We start from the raw sequence: 19,293 nt of genomic DNA on the forward strand, positions 1-19,293 counted from the left end.
CGAATCAGCGCTCGACGAATCCGTTGAGCCCGCCCCGCGCAGGTTCCCAGCTGTCGACGACGAGGTTGACCTCGCCCGGAGTGCCAGGAGAGCGGAGCAACTCGAGGAGCCGCTCGAGTGCGGCGCGCTCGCCCTCGGCGATGACGAGGACCCGTCCGTCGACGTGATTGGTCGCGTGACCGACCAAACCTAGTTCGAGCGCGCGTGCTCGTGTCCACCAACGGAATCCGACGCCCTGGACGCGTCCGTGAACCCACGCGGTCAGCCGCTGCGGTGTCTCGGTCACGACGTGCCTACGCGTCCGGTGTCACGGTCAGCGTCACCTTCGTGCCTTGTTCGAGGGTGCGTCCGACGGTGCATACCTTGGCGATGGAACGTTCGACGAGGGCGATCAGGCGTTGCTGCGCGTCGGCGTCGAGCTCCGACAGGTCCAGTTCGATCTTCTCGGCCAGGTGCGGGTACACCTCGTTCTCGCGGTCGGCGGCACCCGAGACGCGGATCGTGGCGTCGTAGTCGTCGCCGAGCCGGCGGGAGAGCGGGAAGTCCGAGCTCATGCCCGAGCACGCGGCGAGAGCGATCTTCAGCAGCTCGCCGGGGGTGAATACACCGTCGACGCCTTCAGAGCCGATGGCCACCTCCGCGCCGCGCGAGCTGCGGCCGGTGTAGCGACGGGTGCCGGTGCGCTCCACCCACAATTCGGTGGGCGGAGTATCAGGAGTCGAATCAGCCATAGACCGAATCTTTCCATGTGCGGCCGACAGGGACGGCACGCAGGACCGCTTACCCGTTCCTCGCTCTACGAGAGCCGGCTACGGCGGCGGGGTTTTCGGGGCGCATTGCCGGACGATCCACCGACAGATCGCTTCTACGACATACTTGCCGGTCGTTACGAGGCGGGCATATCGGCTCAGCGGTCGAGCGCGGTCAGCGTTTCCCGTACTGCCGAACAAGCGGTTTACGCTGGCAGGAGGGGCAGAAATGGCTCGAACGGTTCATGAACGATTCCCGTTCGATGGGGCTGCCACAACGGCGGCACGCCAGCCCTTCCCGGCCGTAGACGTCGAGCGACCGCTCGAAGTAACCGGACTCACCGTTCACATTCACGTACAGGGCGTCGAAAGACGTTCCGCCGTGGTCGAGCGCCTCCCCCATCACCTCGTGTGCCGCGTCGAGGACCGATCTGAGCTTCGGCCCGGACAGGCTGTCGGTCAGGCGCCTGCCGTGGATCTTCGCGCGCCACAGCGCTTCGTCGGCGTAGATGTTCCCGATTCCGGAGACCACGGTCTGGTCGAGTAGCGCGCGTTTGATCTCGGTGTGCTTGCCGCGCAACACTTTTACGACAGCCGACGGGTCGAACCGCGGGTCCATGGGGTCGCGTGCGATGTGCGCGACGGGCAGCGGGAGCAGCTCCCCCTCGACTTCGAGCAGGGGCGCGAGCGCCCACCCCCCGAACGTCCGCTGGTCGATGAAACGCAGGTCTGCACCATTGTCGAGGACCGCCCGGATGCGCAGGTGCTTCTCCTGAGGGACCGCCGGGGGTTGCACGAGCATCTGCCCGCTCATCCCGAGATGCACGACGACCGCGAGGTCACCGGGATCGAGCACGAGCCACAGGTACTTGCCGCGTCGCTCCGCCGCGGTGATGCTCCGGCCGGTCAGTTGCAGTGCGAGATCGCGCGGTCCCGGCTCGTGCCGGCGGACCGCACGCGGGTGCAGCACCTCGACGGATTCGATGGTCGCGCCCAGGACGTGTGCTTCGAGGCCACGGCGTACCACCTCCACCTCGGGAAGTTCGGGCACGTGGTCAGGCGTCCTCGGAAGAAGGGTCCGTCTCTGTGGCGTCGTCGGCGGGCCGGTCGGACAGGGCCTGCCACGCCGTGGAGGCTGCCTTCTGCTCGGCTTCCTTCTTGGTCCGGCCGATGCCGACACCGAGGGGGGTGCCGCCGATGATGGCGGTGGCGGTGAATTCCTTGTCGTGATCGGGGCCGGTCGCCGTGATCTCGTACACGGGCACACCCAGGCCGCGTTCCGCGGTGAGTTCCTGGAGGCTCGTCTTCCAGTCGAGACCGGCACCGAGGCGGGGGCCGCGTTCGAGGAGATCGCTGAACAAGCGCAGCACGACCTCGCGGGCGACGTCGATGCCGTGCTGCAGATGCACGGCGCCGAGCAGGGATTCCATGCCGTCGGCGAGAATGCTGGCTTTGTCCTTGCCCCCGGTGAGTTCTTCACCCTTGCCGAGGAGGAGATGCGCTCCGAGTCCGCCGGGGCCGAGATTGCGGGCGACCTCCGCGAGAGCATGCATGTTCACGACGCTCGCGCGGATCTTTGCGAGTTCACCCTCGGACTTTTCCGGGTGGGTCAGATACAGCTTTTCCGTGACGGCGAGTCCGAGGACCGCGTCGCCGAGAAACTCGAGACGTTCGTTGGTGGGCAGACCACCGTTCTCGTAGGCGTACGAGCGGTGCGTCAGCGCCAGGATCAATAATTCGGGTTCCAAAGTCACGCCGAGGGCGACGAGGAGAGGTGTGTATTTCTCCTCGTCGCCCACGGGTGGTGTATTGGTCGACTTGCTCGTCACGTGAGTACCGATACTAGACGGGCGCGGTCACCTGACGGCCGTTGTACGTACCGCACGACGGGCACGCCACGTGGGGCAGCTTCTTCTCGCCGCAACCGCGGTTCGGGCAGGTGACGAGCGTCGGCGCAGTGGTGTTCCACTGGCTGCGCCGCGACCGGGTGTTGGAACGCGACATTCTGCGCTTGGGGACGGCCACGTCTACTTCTCCTCGTTGTTCATGCTGTCGATTTCACTGCTGGGTTCTTCGGAGCCTGCACCGAACTTGGCTGCCAACCCAGCCCAGCGAGGATCCATTGTGTCATGCCCGTGCCCGGATTCCGCAATCGCCAGGCGAATACCGCATTCGGGGCACAAGCCCGCACAGTCGTCGCTGCACAGCGGCTGGAGCGGAAGCTCCAGGCCCACCGCATCGACGAGGACGGGTTCGAGGTCGATCAGGTCGTCTTCGACCCGGTAGACCTCATCTTCTTCGGAGGTCTGATCCGTGACGCTGTTCGGGTAGGCGAACAGCTCGGTGAGAAACAGATCCACAGGTTCGGTGAACTGCTCGAGGCAACGCGAGCACTCACCGACAGCCTCGGACCGAACTGTACCCGTCACCAGAACACCTTCTGACACCGCCTCCATCCGGAGATCGAGTGCGATGTCGGTGCCCGGCTCGATGGCGATCAGGTCGAGCCCGATCCGAGATGGGGACGGAACGACGCGCTCTACCGTACGCATGGAGCCGGGGCGCCTGCCCAGGGAGAGCGTATCCAGAACCAGACCGCCCTCTGGTCGAGGCGCGTTGGTATGGCGGGAGGACACGAGAACTCACTTTCGGATAGACGGCGCTGCCAAGTGATTGGGCAACCGCTCTATAATACGCGATCCCGCTGCCGGCAGGAAACCGTCCGGTGCCTCGCTCAGCGACGCCGGGCCGCGCGGTGGTCGGCTTCGGCGTAGTCGGGGACGCCGGAGGTGCGCAACTGCTGACGCCCGCGCCCGACCGACCGCAGGGTGCCGCCGAGCAGTTCTTCGAATTCGGCGAGCTTGCTGTCGATGTACTCGTCGCATTCGGTGCGCAGCCGGTCCGATTCGGCGTGTGCCGAGTCGATGACCCGAGCAGATTCTGCGTGAGCAGCCTGCACCACTTCGGTCTGCGACACCAGGCGTGCCTTCTCGGCCTCACCGTCGGCCACCGACCGCTCGTACGATGCCTGTCCGGCTTCGACCATGCGCTCGGCATCGGCGTGCGCCCGGCCCGTGAGGACCTCGTACTGCTGCTTGCCGTCGGCGATGAGATCGTCCACCTCGACCTGCGCGTCCCGGACCAGTTCGTCGGCGTGCGCACGGGCCTCCCCGACCATGCGATCGGCCTGCGCCTTCGCATCGGCGAGCATCCGGTCGGCATCCGCACGCGCGTTCTCGAGCAGGATCCGGGCCTCTTCGTCGGCGTCGCCGACGGTCTTGTCTGCTTGCGCACGCGCGTCGTCGATCAGCTTGTCGCGATGATCCAGGACGTCCTGCGCGTCGTCGAGTTCAGGCGGCAGCGCGTCGCGGACGTCGTCGAGAAGCTCGAGTACGTCGCCGCGCGGAACCACACAACTCGCGGTCATCGGGACGCTGCGCGCCTCTTCGACGATCGCGACCAGTTCGTCGAGTGCCTCGAATACCCGGTACACGTTCTACCCCAATCACTCGCTTCACCCGGTCGCTGCGACCGCGCCTCGTCCAGTCTGCCGCAGCGCGGCCCCGGGCTGTGTTCCCCGCGCCGGTGTGTCGAGAAACCGCGAGAAACCGAGAAGAGAGTGAGAAAGGCCGCTAGCGGCCGCCGTTACGCGCGGCGGCGCGTTCCGCGATGCGGGCAAGCAACCGCTCGTGAACGGACGCCGGCAGCATGTCGCCGACATCCCCTCCGTAGGTCGCGACCTCTTTGACGAGGGAACTCGAGAGATAGCTGAACGCGGGGTTGGTCGCCACGAACAAGGTGTCGACCCCGGTGAGCTTGTGGTTCATCTGGGCCATCTGCAGTTCGTAGTCGAAGTCGTTGGCGCCGCGCAGACCCTTGACGATCGCGGAGATGCCGTTCGCCTGCGCGTAGTCGACAAGCAGCCCTTGCCACGAATCGACCGTCACGTTGCCGAGGTGGGAGGTGGCTTCCGACAGCATCTCGAGCCGCTCCGGCACCGTGAACATTCCCTGCTTGTTCGGGTTGATCACCACGGTGACCACGACTTCGTCGAACTGGAGGGAGGTCCGTCCGATGACGTCGAGGTGCCCGTTGGTGATCGGGTCGAAGGATCCTGGGCAGACCGCGCGGCTCATGACCCAGCACCGTAGCAGGTGGCGATTTCGATGCGGCTCTCCCCGTATCGGCGGGTGCGCGCCGGCTCGAATGCCTCCGGCCACACCGTTTCCGGCGATCGTGACGACCGCTCGAGCACCACGACCGAGCCCTCCCCCACCCATCCACCGGCGAGGAGCGCGTCGAGGATCCCGGCAATCTGCTTCTCGTCCACCGCGTACGGCGGGTCGGCGAGGACCAGGTCGTAGACCCGGTCGGCCGGAGTCGCGAGCACCGTCGCGACCGGCGCGGTCCGCAGCACCGCGCCCGGCATCCGGACGGTCGCGATGTTCTCGCGGATCACCGCAGCCGCCTTGGCATCGGATTCGACAAGGACGGCGTGCGCGGCACCCCGCGACAGCGCCTCGAGGCCGAGGGCGCCCGACCCGGCGAACAGGTCGAGGACCGCGGCACCGTCGAGATCCATTCGCGCGTCGAGGGAACTGAAGAGTGCTTCGCGCACCCGTTCCGATGTGGGCCGGGTTCCGCGGGGCGGCACTTTCAGGCGCCGCCCCCCGGCACTCCCGGCTACGATGCGCGTCACTCGGCGCTGTCCCCCGTCGACACCTCCACGAGCAGGTCACCGCCCTCGACCTGCTGGACGGCACCGATCGCGACGCGGGTCACCCGACCACCGCGCGGCGCGGTGATGGCCGCCTCCATCTTCATCGCCTCGATGGTCGCGACCGTGTCGCCGGCGGCAACAGTGGCGCCCTCGGCCACCACCAGAGTCACCATGCCCGCGAACGGCGCCGCGACGTGACCCGGATGGTTCCGATCGGCCTTCTCCGCAGCGGGCACCGCGGAGGCGATGGAACGGTCGCGGACCGCCACCGGACGCAACTGACCGTTGAGGATGCACATCACCGTCCGGAAGCCACGCTCGTCGGGGTCCGAGATCGCTTCGAGACCGATGAGCAGTTCGACACCCTTGTCCAGGCGCACCCGATGCTCGTCACCCTGCCGCAGGCCGTAGAAGAACTGGTTCGCCGACAACTCGGTGGTGTCGCCGTACTGCTCGCGGTGGTTCTCGAACTCCTTGGCGGGGCCGGGGAACAACAGCCGGTTGAGGGTGCGACGCCGCTCGAGCGAGGATCCGGACAGACCCTTCTCCTCGTCCGCGGTGAGCGGGGTCTCGGGCTTCGCGTCGGCTCGGCCGGCCAGCGCCTTGCTGCGGAACGGCTCCGGCCATCCGCCTGCCGGGGTGCCGAGATCGCCGCGGAGGAATCCGATCACCGAATCCGGGATGTCGAACTTGCCCGGGTCCGCCGCGAACTCCTCGACCGAGACGCCCGCACCGACGAGGTGCAAGGCGAGGTCGCCGACGACCTTCGACGACGGGGTCACCTTGATGAGCCGCCCGAGCAGCCGGTCGGCGCCGGCGTAGGCCGCTTCGACGTCCTCGAATCGGTCGCCGAGCCCCAGCGCGATGGCCTGCTGACGCAGGTTCGACAGCTGACCGCCCGGAATCTCGTGGGTGTAGACGCGGCCCGTCGGCGCAGGCAGACCCGACTCGAACGGCTTGTAGACCTTGCGGAGCGCCTCCCAGTACGGCTCGAGATCGCACACCGCTTGCAGGTCCAGACCCGTGTCGAACTCGCTGTTCGCCGCAGCCGCCACGATGGCCGACAACGCCGGCTGGCTCGTGGTTCCGGCCAGCGCCGCCGACGCACCGTCGACCGCGTCGGCGCCCGCGTGCCACGCCGCGAGGTAGGTCGCGAGCTGACCGCCCGGAGTGTCGTGGGTGTGCACATGGACCGGCAGGTCGAAGTTCTTACGTAGCGCCGACACCAGCGTCGCCGCGGCCGGTGCGCGCAGCAGTCCGGCCATGTCCTTGATCGCGAGCACATGCGCGCCCGCGTCGACGATCTGCTCGGCCAGCTTCAGGTAGTAGTCGAGGGTGTAGATGTTCTCGTTCGGATTCGACAGGTCGCCGGTGTACGACATCGCTACCTCGGCGAGCGTCGTACCGGTCTCGCGGACGGCGTCGATCGCCGGACGCATCTGATCGACGTTGTTGAGCGCGTCGAAGATCCGGAAGATGTCGATGCCGGTCGCCGCGGCTTCCTGGACGAAGGCGCGGGTCACCGCTTCGGGATACGGGGTGTAGCCGACGGTGTTGCGGCCGCGCAGCAGCATCTGCAGGTTGATGTTGGGGATCGCTTCGCGCAGCGCCGCCAGCCGCTCCCACGGATCTTCGTGCAGGAACCGCAGCGCCACGTCGTACGTCGCGCCGCCCCACGCCTCGATGGAGAGAAGCTCGGGCGTCATCCGGGCGACATGCCCGGCGACGGTGAGCAGGTCCTTGCTGCGCACGCGGGTGGCGAGCAGCGACTGGTGCGCGTCACGGAAGGTGGTGTCGGTGACGCCGAGGGCCTTCTGCTCGCGCAGTGCGCGGGCGAAACCCTCGGGACCGAGCTCGAGGAGCCGCTGTCGCGAACCCGCGGGCGGCGGGGTGCTCAGGTCGATCTCGGGGAGCTTGTCGTGCGGATAGACCGTCGTCGGCCGCTCACCGTGCGGTTTGTTGACGGTGACGTCGGCAAGGTAGGTGAGGATCTTCGTTCCACGGTCTGCCGACGAGCGCAGCGTCAGTAGCTCCGGGCGCTGCTCGATGAAGGAGGTGTTGATCCGTCCCGCCCGGAAGTCCTCGTCGACGAGGACGGCCTGCAGGAACGGGATGTTGGTGGACACGCCGCGGATGCGGAATTCCGCGACGGCACGGCGGGCGCGCGCGACCGCGGCCTCGAAGTCGCGGCCACGGCACGTGAGCTTGACCAGCATCGAATCGAAATGGGCCGAGATCTCCGCGCCGACCGACGTGCCACCGTCGAGGCGGATGCCCGCGCCGCCGGGGGTCCGGTAGCCGGTGATGCGGCCGGTGTCGGGCCGGAAGCCGTTGGCCGGGTCCTCGGTGGTGATGCGACATTGGAGCGCGGCACCGCGGATGGTGATCTTGTCCTGGCTCAGCCCCAGGTCGTCCAGCGATTCGCCGGCCGCGACGCGCAGCTGCGCCTGCACCAGGTCGACGTCGGTGATCTCCTCGGTGACCGTGTGCTCGACCTGGATGCGGGGGTTCATTTCGATGAACACGTGATGGCCGCGCTCGTCGACGAGGAATTCGACGGTGCCGGCGCACTGGTAGCCGATCTCGCGGGCGAACGCGACCGCGTCGGAGCAGATGCGCTCACGCAGGGCCGGGTCGAGGTTCGGTGCGGGCGCCAGCTCGATCACCTTCTGGTGCCGCCGCTGCAACGAGCAGTCGCGCTCGTAGAGATGGATGACGTTGCCGTACGTGTCGGCGAGGATCTGCACCTCGATGTGCCGCGGGTTGATCACGGCCTGCTCCAGGAACACGGTGGGGTCACCGAACGCGGCATCGGCTTCCCGCGACGCCGCTTCGATCGCCTCCCGCAGCTGTTCCGGCTCGGCGACGCGACGCATTCCGCGGCCGCCACCACCGGCCACTGCCTTGACGAAGATCGGGAAGTGCATGCTCTCCGACGCGGCCACCAGCGCGTCGACGTCGGCCGACGGCTCGGACGACGCGAGCACCGGCAGGCCGGCCGCCTTCGCCGCGGCGATCGCGCGGGCCTTGTTGCCGGTCAGCTCGAGGATCTCGGCGGACGGGCCGACGAAGGTGATTCCGGCCTTTGCGCACGCCGCTGCAAGATCAGGGTTCTCCGAGAGGAATCCGTAACCGGGGTAGATCGCGTCGGCACCCGCGGCTACTGCGGTCTCGACGATCCGGTCCACCGACAGGTAGGTCCGGACGGGATGCCCTTCCTCCCCGATCTGGTAGGCCTCGTCGGCCTTCAGCCGGTGGAGCGAGTTGCGGTCTTCGTACGGAAATACCGCGACAGTTCCGGCGCCCAGTTCGTAGGCGGCACGAAACGCCCGGATTGCGATCTCGCCACGGTTGGCGACAAGCACTTTGGAGAACATTGGACGACGGTACCGCGACGTAACAATCGAATCGGGTCGCCGGTTCCACATGCTGGGAAAGTGCGGCTACCTGTGACGACTGGAACAATTCAGTCGCCTCAGACTTAACACCGCGGCAATCGGGCGGGTGCCCCCGGAGTAACCTCTCACGCCGCTGCCGGCGCCGGTGCGCAAACCGAAACACGCACACCGGCGCACGGGGTCCGCGGCTTCAGGCTTTGTCCAGGTATTCGAGGCGCTCGTGGTCGAGGGCGGAGGTCACCATGCTCGCCAGACCCGGATGCTCACGTAGCCCGGGATCCTGCTCGGTGACGGCGCGCGCGAACGCCCGGGCCGCTTCGATGACGTCCACGTCGTCGACGAGCGAGAGCAGGCGCAGAGTGGTCACCGTGCCCGACTGGGCCTTGCCCAGCACGTCGCCCTCTCGGCGCAACTGCAGGTCCAGTTGAGCGAGCTCGAAACCGTCGGTCGTGCCCGCGACCGCCTCGAGGCGCGTCATCGTGGGCGATCCCGGCTTCGTGTCCGTCACCAGCAGGCACAACCCCTGATGACCACCTCGGCCGACGCGTCCGCGGAGCTGATGGAGCTGACTGACGCCGAACCGGTCGGCGTCCACGATCACCATCACGGTCGCGTTCGGTACGTCGACACCGACCTCGACCACCGTGGTGCACACGAGCACGTCGAGGGCACCGTCGTTGAACGCACGCATCGCGGCGTCCTTCTCCTCGGCGGGCAGGCGGCCGTGCAACAACCCCACGTTCAGGTCGCGCAGCGGACCCGACGCGAGCATCTCGTGAAGTTCGAGCACGGACGTGGTCTCGGGTGGTTCCTGCGCACCGGACTTGCCCTTGCGTCCCTTCGGCGGCGGTTCGGGTGCCCCGTCCGGGTCGAGCTCGAGGTCGTCGGCGTCTCCGTCACCGATCCTCGAGCACACCACATAGGCCTGCCTGCCGTCCGCCACCTCTTCGCGGATGCGCTCCCACGCCCTGGTGACCCAGCTCGGGTGCACCTTCGCCGGCACCACTCTGCTCACGATCGGGGAACGCCCGCGCGGCAGTTCCCGAAGTGTGGAGACTTCGAGGTCGCCGAGCACCGTCATCGCGATGGTGCGCGGGATGGGGGTCGCGGTCATCACCAGCACGTGCGGCGACGTACCGTCGCGACCACGCGAGCGGAGGGAGTCGCGCTGTTCGACACCGAACCGATGCTGTTCGTCGACCACGACGAGGCCGAGATCGAAGAATTCGACGCCCTCCTGGATGAGCGCGTGTGTGCCGATGACGATTCCCGCGTCTCCCGTGAGCGCTTCGTTGAGTGCCTTCCGTTTGCGGGCGGTGTTCATCGACCCGGTGAGAAGCGTGACGCGCGTCGCGAGTTCGTGGGCGCCGAGTTCGCCCGCCGACGCCAGGTCGCCGAGCATCGCGGTGAGCGACCGTGCGTGCTGCGCGGCGAGCACCTCGGTGGGCGCGAGCAACGCGCACTGGTGACCCGAGTCGATCACTTGGAGCATCGCGCGCAACGCCACGATGGTCTTGCCCGAGCCCACCTCGCCTTGCAGCAGTCTGTTCATGGGATGGGGCCGCGACAGGTCGGCCGCGATCTCGTCGGCGACCTCGATCTGGCCCGCGGTGAGTTCGAACGGCAGGCGGCCGTCGAACTCGTCTGCCAGTCCCCCGCCGCGACGCGAGCAGACAGGTGCCGAACGTAACTCCACGTCGTGCCGGCGTTGCGCCAGCGCCAGTTGCACCGCGGCTGCTTCGTCGAACTTGAGCCGGTCGCGGGCACGGTCCACTTCTTCTTTGGTATCCGGCAGGTGGATCGAGCGCAGAGCCTCGTCGAGCCCGATGAACCCTTGCTCGCCCAGCACCCAGTCCGGCAACGGATCGTCGACCGGATCGAGTTGGTCGAGGACTTGGCGTACGCAACGCATGACCGTCCACGACTCGACGTCGCGAGTCGCCGGGTACATCGGGATCAGTGCGCGGTCGAACACCGACATGTCCACGCCGTCGGCGTCCTGGGCGGTTCGTGCGAGACCGGCGAGTGCGCCGGCGCCGCGCACGCGGGCGGGTGCCGCCGAGACCAGATCTTCGGCGTTGCGCGGCTCGGGCAGCACCACGTAGCTGGGGTGTGTGAGGCTCCACTTGTCGCGGAAGTACTTGACGGTGCCGGAGAACATCGCGCGCACGCCCGGCTTGATGTTGTGCTTCACGCGGTGAGGATTGAAGAAGGTGACGTCGATGGTGTGCCGGTCGGAGCGCAGCCGGACCGCGAGCCGTTTGCCCGCGCGCGACTTCATCGGTACTTCCTGCGCCGATTCGACGCGCGCGATGATCGTGATGTGCTGGCCCTCGACGGGACTGCTCTCTCCCAGTTCCGCGCCTTGCGTGGCGTAGCGGTGCGGGTAGTGCCGCAACAGGTCCTCGACCGTGCTCATCCCGAAGGCCTCGGACAAGGCGTCCGCCGTCTTGCGGCCGAGAAGATGATCGAGCCGGTCCGCGAGTGTCGCCACTGCCGTCCCTTCCGCTTTCCGTGTGGTGGCCCGCGTGGCGCACCGACTACTCGACGCCGAGCTGCAGCAGGTCGCTGCGCTGGCCACCCCGGTACACCACGACCTCCAGTGCGGGATGGCGGTGATCGAGGTGCTCGGTCAGTTGCTCGGCGAGTCCGGCGGGAGCGTCGGCGCCGACCAGCATCGTCACGAGCTCTCCACCCGCGGCGAGGATCTTGTCGAGCAGCGCCACTCCCGCTGCCACCAGATCATGCTCGATGACCACGACATCATGGCCCGACAAGCCGAGGCTGTCGCCCGGCTCGCATTGTCCCACCCAGGTCAGGGCACGTTCCCGGGCAACTCGCAATGATCCCCATCGGACGGCTGCCGCCGCTTCGGACATCGCGAACGCGTCGTCGACGGTTGCTCGCCCGGGGTCGTGGACGGCGAGCGCGGCCAGGCCCTGCACCATCGACGAACTCGGCAGGAACATCACGTTCCGGTTCTCGGACCGGGCCTGCGCGCCCACGGCGACGACGTCCTGTGCCGGCAGGGAACCGTTGGGCAGCACGAGCACGTCTCCGCTCGGCAGCGCCCGCACCGCGTCGAGCAGCCGTCCCGGACCGAAGTCGGTATCGACGTGCAGCACCGAGGCGCCCTCGCTCTCGAACAGTTCCCGCGCGCCGTGACCGGCCACGACGGCGAGCACCGCGCGTTCACCGGTGGCCGGTGTCCGGCGCGGGACAACCGCGGCGGGCGTGTGGGACGGCACCGCGCAGTCCCCGTCGTTCGTGGCCCCGAGCGCGAAACACGTGATGTCGATACGGATGAGGGAGCCTGCGGCGAGCCCCGCTTCCACGGCGGCGCCGGGATCGCAGCAGTGGACGTGCACCGACCAGGATCCGGCACCGTCCCCGACGACGGCCACCGAGTCGCCGAGGGCGTCGAGGCGAACCCGGAGTACGTCGATGTCCTCGGGCTCCGCACGTTCGACGACGTACATGACTTCGTAGTCCTGTTGTGTCTCTGTGCGCGGGGCGGAGAGACGGTCGCCGGAGGACGCCGCGACGGGCGGCGCCGGGGTCCGGGTGATCTGGAGGCGGCGCTGGGGCCGTTGCCCGGTGGTGATCTCGACGAGGCAGTCGAGCAGGATCACCAGTCCGAGTCCACCGGCATCGACCACTCCCGCCTCGGCCAGAACGTCGAGTTGTGCCGGTGTCTGCTGGAGGGCGTCCGCTGCTGCGTCGGCCGCCGCGACCGTGACGTCGCACACGGTGGTGTCGGTGCTGCGGGCCGCCTTCTCGGCGCCTTCCGCCGCAGCCTCGAGGACACTGACGATGGTGCCCTCTTCGGGTGTGCTCAGCGCCTTCATCACCAGTTTCGACGCCCGGCGCAGAGCATCTGCGAGTCCGCGGCCGTCGATGGTCGTATGCCCGGCCACCGCGTCGGCGACACCCCGCAGGGCCTGGGCGACGATGACGCCGGAGTTTCCGCGCGCGCCGAGGAATGCGCCCCGGGCGAGACGCTCCGACACGTCCGACGCGGTGAGCGCACCGTCCACCGGACCCCCGATGTTCTCGACGGCGGATTGGAGGGTGAGCACCAGATTGGTTCCGGTATCCCCGTCCGGAACGGGGAAGACATTGAGGGTGTTGATCTCGTGGCGCCGCTCTTCGAGGGCTTGGAGCGCGATCTCGGCCCATCGCCGCAGCGCGCGCCCGCCGACCGTGTCCCCGACCTCGAGCACCAGCTCACACCCCTCTACGTCGCTGTTCGTCCTCTGCCGGAAAGAGTAGCCGGGGGTCGTGCATACGTCCGGTTTGGTCATCGGCGGCTGAGTTCGCTAAGCTGATCGGGTTGCCTCGCACGGGTGACTCGTGTTCCCCGTGTTTGCAGGACGCAGAGCAAGACCCGAGAAGATGCATTATCCACTAGACACACAAGGAGTTCGCGACATGGCTGCCGTCTGCGACGTATGCGCCAAGGGCCCCGGCTTCGGGAAGTCGGTCTCGCACTCGCACCGGCGTACCAATCGTCGCTGGAACCCGAACATCCAGAGCGTCCGCGCTCAGGTTGCCCCGGGCAACACCCGCAAGATCAACGTGTGCACCTCCTGCCTCAAGGCAGGTAAGGTCACCCGCTGATCTCGGTCGAGCTGCAGACGAAGGCCCCCCGCGCGTAAAGCGCAGGGGGCCTTCGTCGTTCGCATCGGTGCCGGATATTGTGCCGGGATGAGTGAAAATCAACAGTCCCTCGTACACATCGAGGACGGAGTGCTCCGGATCGCCGTGGCCACCGCCGAACACGGCACTTCCCTGTCGCCCGCCGGGATGGAGCAGGGCACCGCAGCGCTTCGGGCCGCCGGCCCCGAGATCGGCGCGGTCCTCCTCGTCGGTGAGGGCAGCAACTTCTGCGCGGGCGGCAACGTTCGCGGCTTCGCAGGTGCCGAAGACCGGGGCGCACACCTTCTCGACATCGCGAACCTGTTCCACGATTTCATCCGGGAGATCGACGCGATCGGCGTACCGGTCGTCGCCGCCGTGCACGGCTGGGCCGCCGGGGCCGGCATGAGCATCGTCCTGCATGCCGACGTCGCCCTCGCCGGGCCCGGAACCAAGATGCGTGCGGCCTACCCGTCGATCGGATTCTCGCCCGACGGCGGTATGTCGTGGACGCTGCCCCGGATCGTGGGTCCCGCGCGTGCCCGGGAGATCATCATGACCGACGCGGTGATCAACGCCGACGAAGGCGTCCGGCTCGGGCTCCTCAGCAGGTTGGTGGCCGACGACGAGATCGGGAGCGAGGCGCTGCGCGTCGCCCGGACCCTCGCGCACGGCCCGACGCAGTCGTACGCGGCGATCCGCAGGCTCGTCGCCGAGTCGGATTCCCGATCGCTCTCCGACCACCTCGACGCGGAAGCCGCGGCGATCTCCGCAGCCGCCACCACACCCACGGGCATCGAGGGCGTCGACTCGTTCGTCGAGAAGCGCCGCCCCGACTGGGCCGCCGCGCGCGCCCGCTCCTGACCGATCGCGCCGGAACCGGTGGTCAGGCCAGTCGCCAGTCCACCGGTTCCGCGCCCTGCTCGACGAGCAGGGCATTCGCCCGGCTGAACGGGCGGGAGCCGAAGAACCCGCGCGACGCCGACAGCGGCGACGGGTGCGCCGATTCCACGGTGGGCACGTCACCGAGCATGGGCTTCAGGGTCGCGGCATCGCGACCCCACAGGATGGCGACGAGCGGAGTTCCCCGCCCCACGAGTGCGCGAATCGCCTGTTCGGTGACCGTCTCCCAGCCCTTACGGCGGTGTGAGGCGGCTTCCCCCGGAGACACGGTGAGGACCCTGTTGAGCAGCAGCACGCCGCGCCGCGTCCAGGGCGAGAGATCGCCGTTCGGAGGCTGGGGCAGCCCGAGGTCGTCGGTGTACTCGCGGTAGATGTTGGCCAGGCTCCGTGGAATGGGACGGGTGTCCGGGTCCACCGAAAAACTCAGCCCCACAGCATGTCCCGGCGTCGGATACGGATCCTGCCCGACGATGAGAACCCGCACGTCGTCGAAGGGCTGCGTGAACGCCCGCAGGACGTCGGGCCCGGCCGGCAGGTAGCGGCGGCCGGCAGCGAGTTCGGCCCGCAGGAACCGGCCCATCGCCGCGATGTCGTCGGCGACCGGAGCGAGCGCCTGCGCCCACCCGGGGTCGACGATCTCCGACAACGGCTTGGTCGGTCGGGCGGTCTGCTCGGTCACGTCTTGCGCTCCTGGTCATGGCGGACATGGGTGTCGGTGCCGTCGTCGCCGCGGTATTCGGCGAGGCGCCGTCGCGGATGCGAGGACGGGGTGCGGGTCGCTCGACCGCGACGGCACGGCGCGGTCCGGTCGGCGCGGCGATGCGCAGTTCAGTCGATGCGGCGGAGCGCCGTGCGGTAGTACTCGGCGTTGGCTGCGTACATCTTCGCGTTCGCGTCGAAGTTGCCCTCCGGGATCTCGACTCCGTCGCGGACCTTCGCGGGCACGCCCATGGCCATCCGGCGGGCGGGCAACTCGAATCGCGGTGGGATCAGTGCGCCGGCCGCGACCTGGGCACCCGCGCCGATCACCGAGCCGTTGAGCACGAGCGACCCGGATCCGATGAGCGCACCGTCACCGATGGTTGCGCCTTCGATGTGCACGTTGTGCCCCACCACGCATCGTGCGCCGATGACGGTGGCCTCGATTGCCGTGCAGTGGATGATCGTGCCGTCCTGGATGTTGGTTTCCTCACCGACGGTGATGGTGCCGTAATCCGCACGCAGCACCGCGGTGGGCCAGACCGAGGCACGGGCGCCGAGCGTGACGTTCCCGATCACCACCGCATCGGGATGAATCCAGGCGTCGGGGTGGATATCCGGGACACGATCGTCGAGTGCATAGACAGCCATGTAGCCCAACTTATCTCGAGGCGGTAGGCGAAAAGCTGTGCCACCCGCCCGGCCCGGCCGGGCGCTGTCCGCCCACCGTCACACCGTGTCCCTCCCGCACCGTCCCGATGCGCCGCCAGCCACTGGGCAGTGTCACGCCCGGCGGGAAGCACGCTGCGAGTGCGTGGTCCTCGCCACCGGCGAGCACCCATTCCCAGGGGTCCACGCCGAGGTCCGCCCCGGCGGCGACGAGTTGCTCGTCGGGGCTGATCGCGGTGCGATCGACGTCGATCGCAACGCCCGATGCGGTGGCGATGTGGCCGAGGTCGGCGACGAGACCGTCGGAGATGTCGGTCCCGGCGTGGGCACCGGCATCGGCCGCGGCGGGGCCCGCCTCGTAGGGAGGCGTGGGGACGCGGTGTGCGCCGACGAGATCGGGATGAGCGTCGTGGCCGGCGAGGAGCAACGCGAGACCGCCCGCCGACCGGCCGAGGGAGCCGGCGAGCGCGACCGTGTCACCGGCACGCGCACCGGACCGGAGCAACGGAGCACGTCCACCGAGGTCGCCCAGCACGGTGACCGAGACGATCACCTCGCGCGCCTGGACGAGGTCACCGCCGACGACACCTGCGCCGAGCGCTTCGGCGGCTTCCCCGAGGCCGGCCGAGATTTCGTCGAGCACGGAGGCGGGTGTCTCCGGAGGGCAGCCGAGCCCCACCACGAAGGCGACCGGGCGGGCACCGATCGCGGCGACGTCGGCACCGTTCTGCGCGACGGCTTTGCGTCCCACGTCGTGCGGACTCGACCAGTCGAAACGGAAGTGACGGCCCTCCACCAGCATGTCGGTAGAGACGGCGATCCTGCCGTCGGACGCGGCGACGACCGCGGAGTCGTGGCCCGGCCCCACCAGCGTGGTCCGTGGTTGCCGGCGCCCCGAGACCGCACGGGCGATGGCGGGAAACTCGCCGACGTCGGCGACGGTCGGTCCGGTCTGATCTGCCACGGTGACGGGCGCCTCTTTCTCGGTCGGCAGCGCAAACGGGCCGGTACGCCCCCTGCTACGTTCGTTCACGCTACCGTTTGCCGACACCATCCCTCCGACGCTGGACACCATGAACAACACAACTTCTTCCGACCAGGATCCCGACGAGCCGGAAATTGCCGACACCGCAGTGTCCGATCCGGCCGCGACACCCCCCGAGCGTCGGCATCCCGCGTTGATCGCGGCGGCGATCGCGCTGCCGGTGGCACTGCTCGTGGGTGTGGTGGTCGCCGCCGTGTTCGTCGCGCGGACGCCGGTGAATTCTCCGGTGGGCCTCGGCCCGGTGCCCGCGCCGGAGGCCGAATCCGAATCCTGCTCGTCGCTGCTCGAGGCGCTGCCCGAGGATCTGGGCGACTTCAAGCGTGCCGAACTCGCCGACCCTGCACCGATCGGTGCCGCTGCGTGGCAATCCGCGGACGGCGAGGAGGTCGTGTTGCGGTGCGGGCTCGAGCGACCCGACGAATTCGATCAGGCCGCCGCGCTGCAGATCGTCGACCAGGTCCAGTGGTTCGAGATCTCGGGTGCGGCGCAGGGCATCGACGCGAGCACATGGTTCGCCGTCGACCGGCCCGTCTACGTCGCGCTGACCGTTCCCAACGGATCGGGACCGACACCGCTGCAAGATATTTCGGCCGCGATCGCCGAAGCACTTCCGCAGCAGGGCATCGATCCCGCTCCGCTCGGCGGCCCCTGAGCCACTCCTGCCGGTACCGAGCTACTGCTCCGGGTTCGCGCGCATCGTGCCGGTGCGCGTGAACCTCTCGTGGAACGAGAACGCCTCCCCGAGCAGGTGCGGGGTCTGTCCGGCCCCGGGTGCCGCCTCGGCACGATCGACGTAGTCGTGTAGTTCGGCACGGAAATCGGGGTGGGCACAACGCTCGATGACCACCCGGGACCGCCGGCGCGGCGACAGGCCGCGCACGTCGGCGAGGCCCTGTTCGGTGACGATCACCTGGACGTCGTGCTCGGTGTGGTCGACGTGCGGCACCATCGGCACGATCGAGGAGATCGCGCCGTTCCGCGCGGTCGACGGGCTGAGGAACATCGAGAGATACCCGTTGCGGGTGAAGTCACCCGAGCCGCCGATGCCGTTCATGATGCGCGTACCCATGACATGGGTGGAGTTGACGTTGCCGTAGATGTCGGCCTCGAGCATCCCGTTCATGGCGATGATGCCGAGCCTGCGCACGATCTCGGGGTGGTTGCTGATCTCCTGGGGGCGCAGGACGATGTGGTTGCGGTAGAAGTCGATATTGCGCACGAATTCGTCCAGGCCTGCTTCGGACAACGCCAGCGCGGTGGACGACGCGTAGCGCACCGTCCCGTTCGCGATGAGTTCCAGCATGCCGTCCTGAATGACCTCCGAGTAGCAGGTCAGACCTCGGTAGGGGCCGTCGGAGAGCCCGGCCAGCACCGCATTCGCGACGTTCCCGATGCCGGACTGCAGTGGTAGCAGGGTGTCGGCGGGGAGTCGGCCGGCGGCGACCTCGTGCGCGAAGAAGTCGAGGACGTGTCCGGCGATGGCCTGGCTCGTCGCGTCGGGCGCCGTCAGCGGATTGGCGCTGTCGGACACCTCCGTCTCCACCACGGCGACCACGCGTGCGGGGTCGACGCGGAAGGTTTCCTGCCCGATCCGGTCCTCGACGTCGGTGAGCTGGATCGGGGTGCGGTGCGGCGGGAGGGCGGTGCCGTAGTAGATGTCGTGGACACCGGACATGGCGTCGGGGATCCAGGAATTGACCTCGAGCACGATCTTCTCGGCGACGTCGAGCCACGTCTTGTTGTTTCCGACGGAGGTGGCCGGGATCAGTTCGCCGGACTCGGTGATGCCGGAGACTTCGACGACCGCGACGTCGACGTGACCGTAGTAGCCCTCCCACACCTGCTGCGCCACGTGCGACAGGTGGATGTCGACGTAATCCATGCGTCCGTCGTTGATACGGCCGCGCGCCGTCGGCTCGGCCTGGTAGGGCATGCGCAGCGCGATGCCGTCCGCCTCGGCGAGCAGCCGCTCGGTTTCTGCCGAGACCGATGCCCCGGTGAGGAGATTGATCGTGAAGTCGTCCCCGGACGCACGTGCGCGCCGGATGTGGTCGGCCAGCGCCGGGGTGACGCGCTTCGGGGTGCCCGCGCTCGCGAACCCGCTGATCGCGACGGTGTCACCCGACCGGATGTACCGCACCGCCTCCTCGGCGGAAACGATCTTGCGCCTGAAGTTTTCGTTGCGGATGCGGCCTGCGGAGGCGACTCCGGCGACTGTCTCCGCCTTCGACGGCGCAGAGGAGAGGGTGGGTGCGTGCATGGCGATGAGAATAGAGGGAGGAAGAGGATCGCCGATCACACTCGCGGAGCCGGCGCGAGCACGATCACGTTCCCGAGGTGGCCCGGTAGAGCGTGATCCGTGCGGTCCGAACCGAGGGAAGTCCTGTCCTGCAAAGCCTTTCGGGTGCGCCCCGAACCGACGCAGGGCACGCAGTGCCACCCTGGACAGACCCCGGGCGCGTCGGCCCGTGA

The 19,293-nt window shown here is 68.4% G+C and carries 19 protein-coding genes; 3 read left to right on the forward strand and 16 right to left on the reverse strand.

Annotated elements, in window-relative coordinates; translation table 11 throughout:
* Window positions 1-4: 4 nt before the first annotated feature.
* The 12 genes from RDCOP1_RS03615 to RDCOP1_RS03670 form a co-directional block, all read right to left on the reverse strand.
* Window positions 5-286: an acylphosphatase gene (locus RDCOP1_RS03615; protein ID WP_072698649.1), complete on the reverse strand. Its 282-nt coding sequence runs from the start codon at window positions 284-286 to the stop codon at window positions 5-7.
* A 7-nt stretch (window positions 287-293) separates the two neighbouring features.
* Window positions 294-731: an OsmC family protein gene (locus RDCOP1_RS03620; RefSeq protein WP_072698650.1), complete on the reverse strand. Its 438-nt coding sequence runs from the start codon at window positions 729-731 to the stop codon at window positions 294-296.
* Between the two features lie 193 nt (window positions 732-924).
* Complete coding sequence (gene mutM, locus RDCOP1_RS03625; RefSeq protein ID WP_072698651.1) at window positions 925-1,800, reverse strand: bifunctional DNA-formamidopyrimidine glycosylase/DNA-(apurinic or apyrimidinic site) lyase; 876 nt, start codon at window positions 1,798-1,800, stop codon at window positions 925-927.
* A 4-nt stretch (window positions 1,801-1,804) separates the two neighbouring features.
* Window positions 1,805-2,578, reverse strand: coding sequence for a ribonuclease III (rnc, locus tag RDCOP1_RS03630; protein WP_072698652.1), 774 nt, complete (start codon window positions 2,576-2,578; stop codon window positions 1,805-1,807).
* Window positions 2,579-2,591: 13 nt separating this feature from the next.
* Complete coding sequence (gene rpmF, locus RDCOP1_RS03635) at window positions 2,592-2,774, reverse strand: 50S ribosomal protein L32 (RefSeq protein WP_006551208.1); 183 nt, start codon at window positions 2,772-2,774, stop codon at window positions 2,592-2,594.
* 2 nt (window positions 2,775-2,776) lie between these two features.
* Window positions 2,777-3,301, reverse strand: a complete 525-nt coding sequence (locus tag RDCOP1_RS03640; RefSeq protein WP_239537396.1) for a YceD family protein — start codon at window positions 3,299-3,301, stop codon at window positions 2,777-2,779.
* Window positions 3,302-3,483: 182 nt separating this feature from the next.
* On the reverse strand, window positions 3,484-4,242 hold the full coding sequence (locus RDCOP1_RS03645) for a DivIVA domain-containing protein (protein WP_072698654.1): 759 nt from the start codon (window positions 4,240-4,242) through the stop codon (window positions 3,484-3,486).
* 139 nt (window positions 4,243-4,381) lie between these two features.
* On the reverse strand, window positions 4,382-4,885 hold the full coding sequence (coaD, locus tag RDCOP1_RS03650) for a pantetheine-phosphate adenylyltransferase (protein ID WP_072698655.1): 504 nt from the start codon (window positions 4,883-4,885) through the stop codon (window positions 4,382-4,384).
* Entirely contained in the window at window positions 4,882-5,448 is a 567-nt protein-coding gene (rsmD, locus tag RDCOP1_RS03655) for a 16S rRNA (guanine(966)-N(2))-methyltransferase RsmD (protein ID WP_072698656.1), read from the reverse strand. Before rsmD ends, coaD begins: the two co-directional genes overlap by 4 nt.
* Window positions 5,445-8,846 (reverse strand): pyruvate carboxylase, encoded by a 3,402-nt coding sequence (locus tag RDCOP1_RS03660; RefSeq protein ID WP_072698657.1) that lies wholly within the window; start codon window positions 8,844-8,846, stop codon window positions 5,445-5,447. The genes rsmD and RDCOP1_RS03660 overlap by 4 nt, the downstream gene beginning before the upstream one ends.
* 211 nt (window positions 8,847-9,057) lie before the next feature.
* Window positions 9,058-11,361 (reverse strand): ATP-dependent DNA helicase RecG, encoded by a 2,304-nt coding sequence (gene recG / locus RDCOP1_RS03665; protein WP_072698658.1) that lies wholly within the window; start codon window positions 11,359-11,361, stop codon window positions 9,058-9,060.
* Between the two features lie 46 nt (window positions 11,362-11,407).
* Entirely contained in the window at window positions 11,408-13,090 is a 1,683-nt protein-coding gene (locus RDCOP1_RS03670) for a DAK2 domain-containing protein (protein WP_072698659.1), read from the reverse strand.
* A 208-nt stretch (window positions 13,091-13,298) separates the two neighbouring features.
* Here RDCOP1_RS03670 and rpmB point away from each other — a divergent pair, with 208 nt between their 5' ends.
* Window positions 13,299-13,487, forward strand: a complete 189-nt coding sequence (gene rpmB, locus RDCOP1_RS03675) for a 50S ribosomal protein L28 (RefSeq protein WP_072698660.1) — start codon at window positions 13,299-13,301, stop codon at window positions 13,485-13,487.
* A gap of 87 nt (window positions 13,488-13,574) precedes the next feature.
* Window positions 13,575-14,369 (forward strand): enoyl-CoA hydratase/isomerase family protein, encoded by a 795-nt coding sequence (locus RDCOP1_RS03680; RefSeq protein WP_072698661.1) that lies wholly within the window; start codon window positions 13,575-13,577, stop codon window positions 14,367-14,369.
* Between the two features lie 22 nt (window positions 14,370-14,391).
* On the opposite strand, the gene RDCOP1_RS03685 is transcribed toward RDCOP1_RS03680, so the two are convergent.
* The 3 genes from RDCOP1_RS03685 to RDCOP1_RS03695 all read right to left on the reverse strand — a co-directional run bounded on the left by RDCOP1_RS03685 (window position 14,392) and on the right by RDCOP1_RS03695 (window position 16,689).
* A complete protein-coding gene (locus RDCOP1_RS03685; protein WP_072698662.1) occupies window positions 14,392-15,087 on the reverse strand; it encodes a uracil-DNA glycosylase in 696 nt (231 codons plus the stop codon).
* A gap of 149 nt (window positions 15,088-15,236) precedes the next feature.
* Window positions 15,237-15,758, reverse strand: a complete 522-nt coding sequence (locus tag RDCOP1_RS03690) for a gamma carbonic anhydrase family protein (protein WP_072698663.1) — start codon at window positions 15,756-15,758, stop codon at window positions 15,237-15,239.
* Window positions 15,759-15,768: 10 nt separating this feature from the next.
* Entirely contained in the window at window positions 15,769-16,689 is a 921-nt protein-coding gene (locus tag RDCOP1_RS03695; protein WP_371836801.1) for a thiamine-phosphate kinase, read from the reverse strand.
* A gap of 160 nt (window positions 16,690-16,849) precedes the next feature.
* Between RDCOP1_RS03695 and RDCOP1_RS03700 the strand changes: the two genes are divergently transcribed.
* Complete coding sequence (locus RDCOP1_RS03700; RefSeq protein ID WP_072698664.1) at window positions 16,850-17,473, forward strand: DUF3515 domain-containing protein; 624 nt, start codon at window positions 16,850-16,852, stop codon at window positions 17,471-17,473.
* A gap of 21 nt (window positions 17,474-17,494) precedes the next feature.
* Here RDCOP1_RS03700 and scpC read toward each other — a convergent pair whose 3' ends face one another.
* On the reverse strand, window positions 17,495-19,081 hold the full coding sequence (gene scpC, locus RDCOP1_RS03705; protein ID WP_072698893.1) for a succinyl-CoA:acetate CoA-transferase ScpC: 1,587 nt from the start codon (window positions 19,079-19,081) through the stop codon (window positions 17,495-17,497).
* Between the last annotated feature and the right edge of the window lie 212 nt (window positions 19,082-19,293).

This window comes from Rhodococcus coprophilus NBRC 100603 (genome assembly GCF_001895045.1).
GTDB lineage: Bacteria > Actinomycetota > Actinomycetes > Mycobacteriales > Mycobacteriaceae > Rhodococcus > Rhodococcus coprophilus.

Bases quoted from the DNA above. Each gene is read 5' to 3' on its own strand.
- RDCOP1_RS03640 (WP_239537396.1), bottom strand. From the start codon at position 3,301: ATGCGTACGGTAGAGCGCGTCGTTCCGTCCCCATCTCGGATCGGGCTC.
- coaD (WP_072698655.1), bottom strand. From the start codon at position 4,885: ATGAGCCGCGCGGTCTGCCCAGGATCCTTCGACCCGATCACCAACGGG.
- RDCOP1_RS03680 (WP_072698661.1), top strand. From the start codon at position 13,575: ATGAGTGAAAATCAACAGTCCCTCGTACACATCGAGGACGGAGTGCTC.
- rpmB (WP_072698660.1), top strand. From the start codon at position 13,299: ATGGCTGCCGTCTGCGACGTATGCGCCAAGGGCCCCGGCTTCGGGAAG.
- RDCOP1_RS03700 (WP_072698664.1), top strand. From the start codon at position 16,850: ATGAACAACACAACTTCTTCCGACCAGGATCCCGACGAGCCGGAAATT.
- RDCOP1_RS03660 (WP_072698657.1), bottom strand. From the start codon at position 8,846: ATGTTCTCCAAAGTGCTTGTCGCCAACCGTGGCGAGATCGCAATCCGG.
- RDCOP1_RS03620 (WP_072698650.1), bottom strand. From the start codon at position 731: ATGGCTGATTCGACTCCTGATACTCCGCCCACCGAATTGTGGGTGGAG.
- RDCOP1_RS03690 (WP_072698663.1), bottom strand. From the start codon at position 15,758: ATGGCTGTCTATGCACTCGACGATCGTGTCCCGGATATCCACCCCGAC.
- scpC (WP_072698893.1), bottom strand. From the start codon at position 19,081: ATGCACGCACCCACCCTCTCCTCTGCGCCGTCGAAGGCGGAGACAGTC.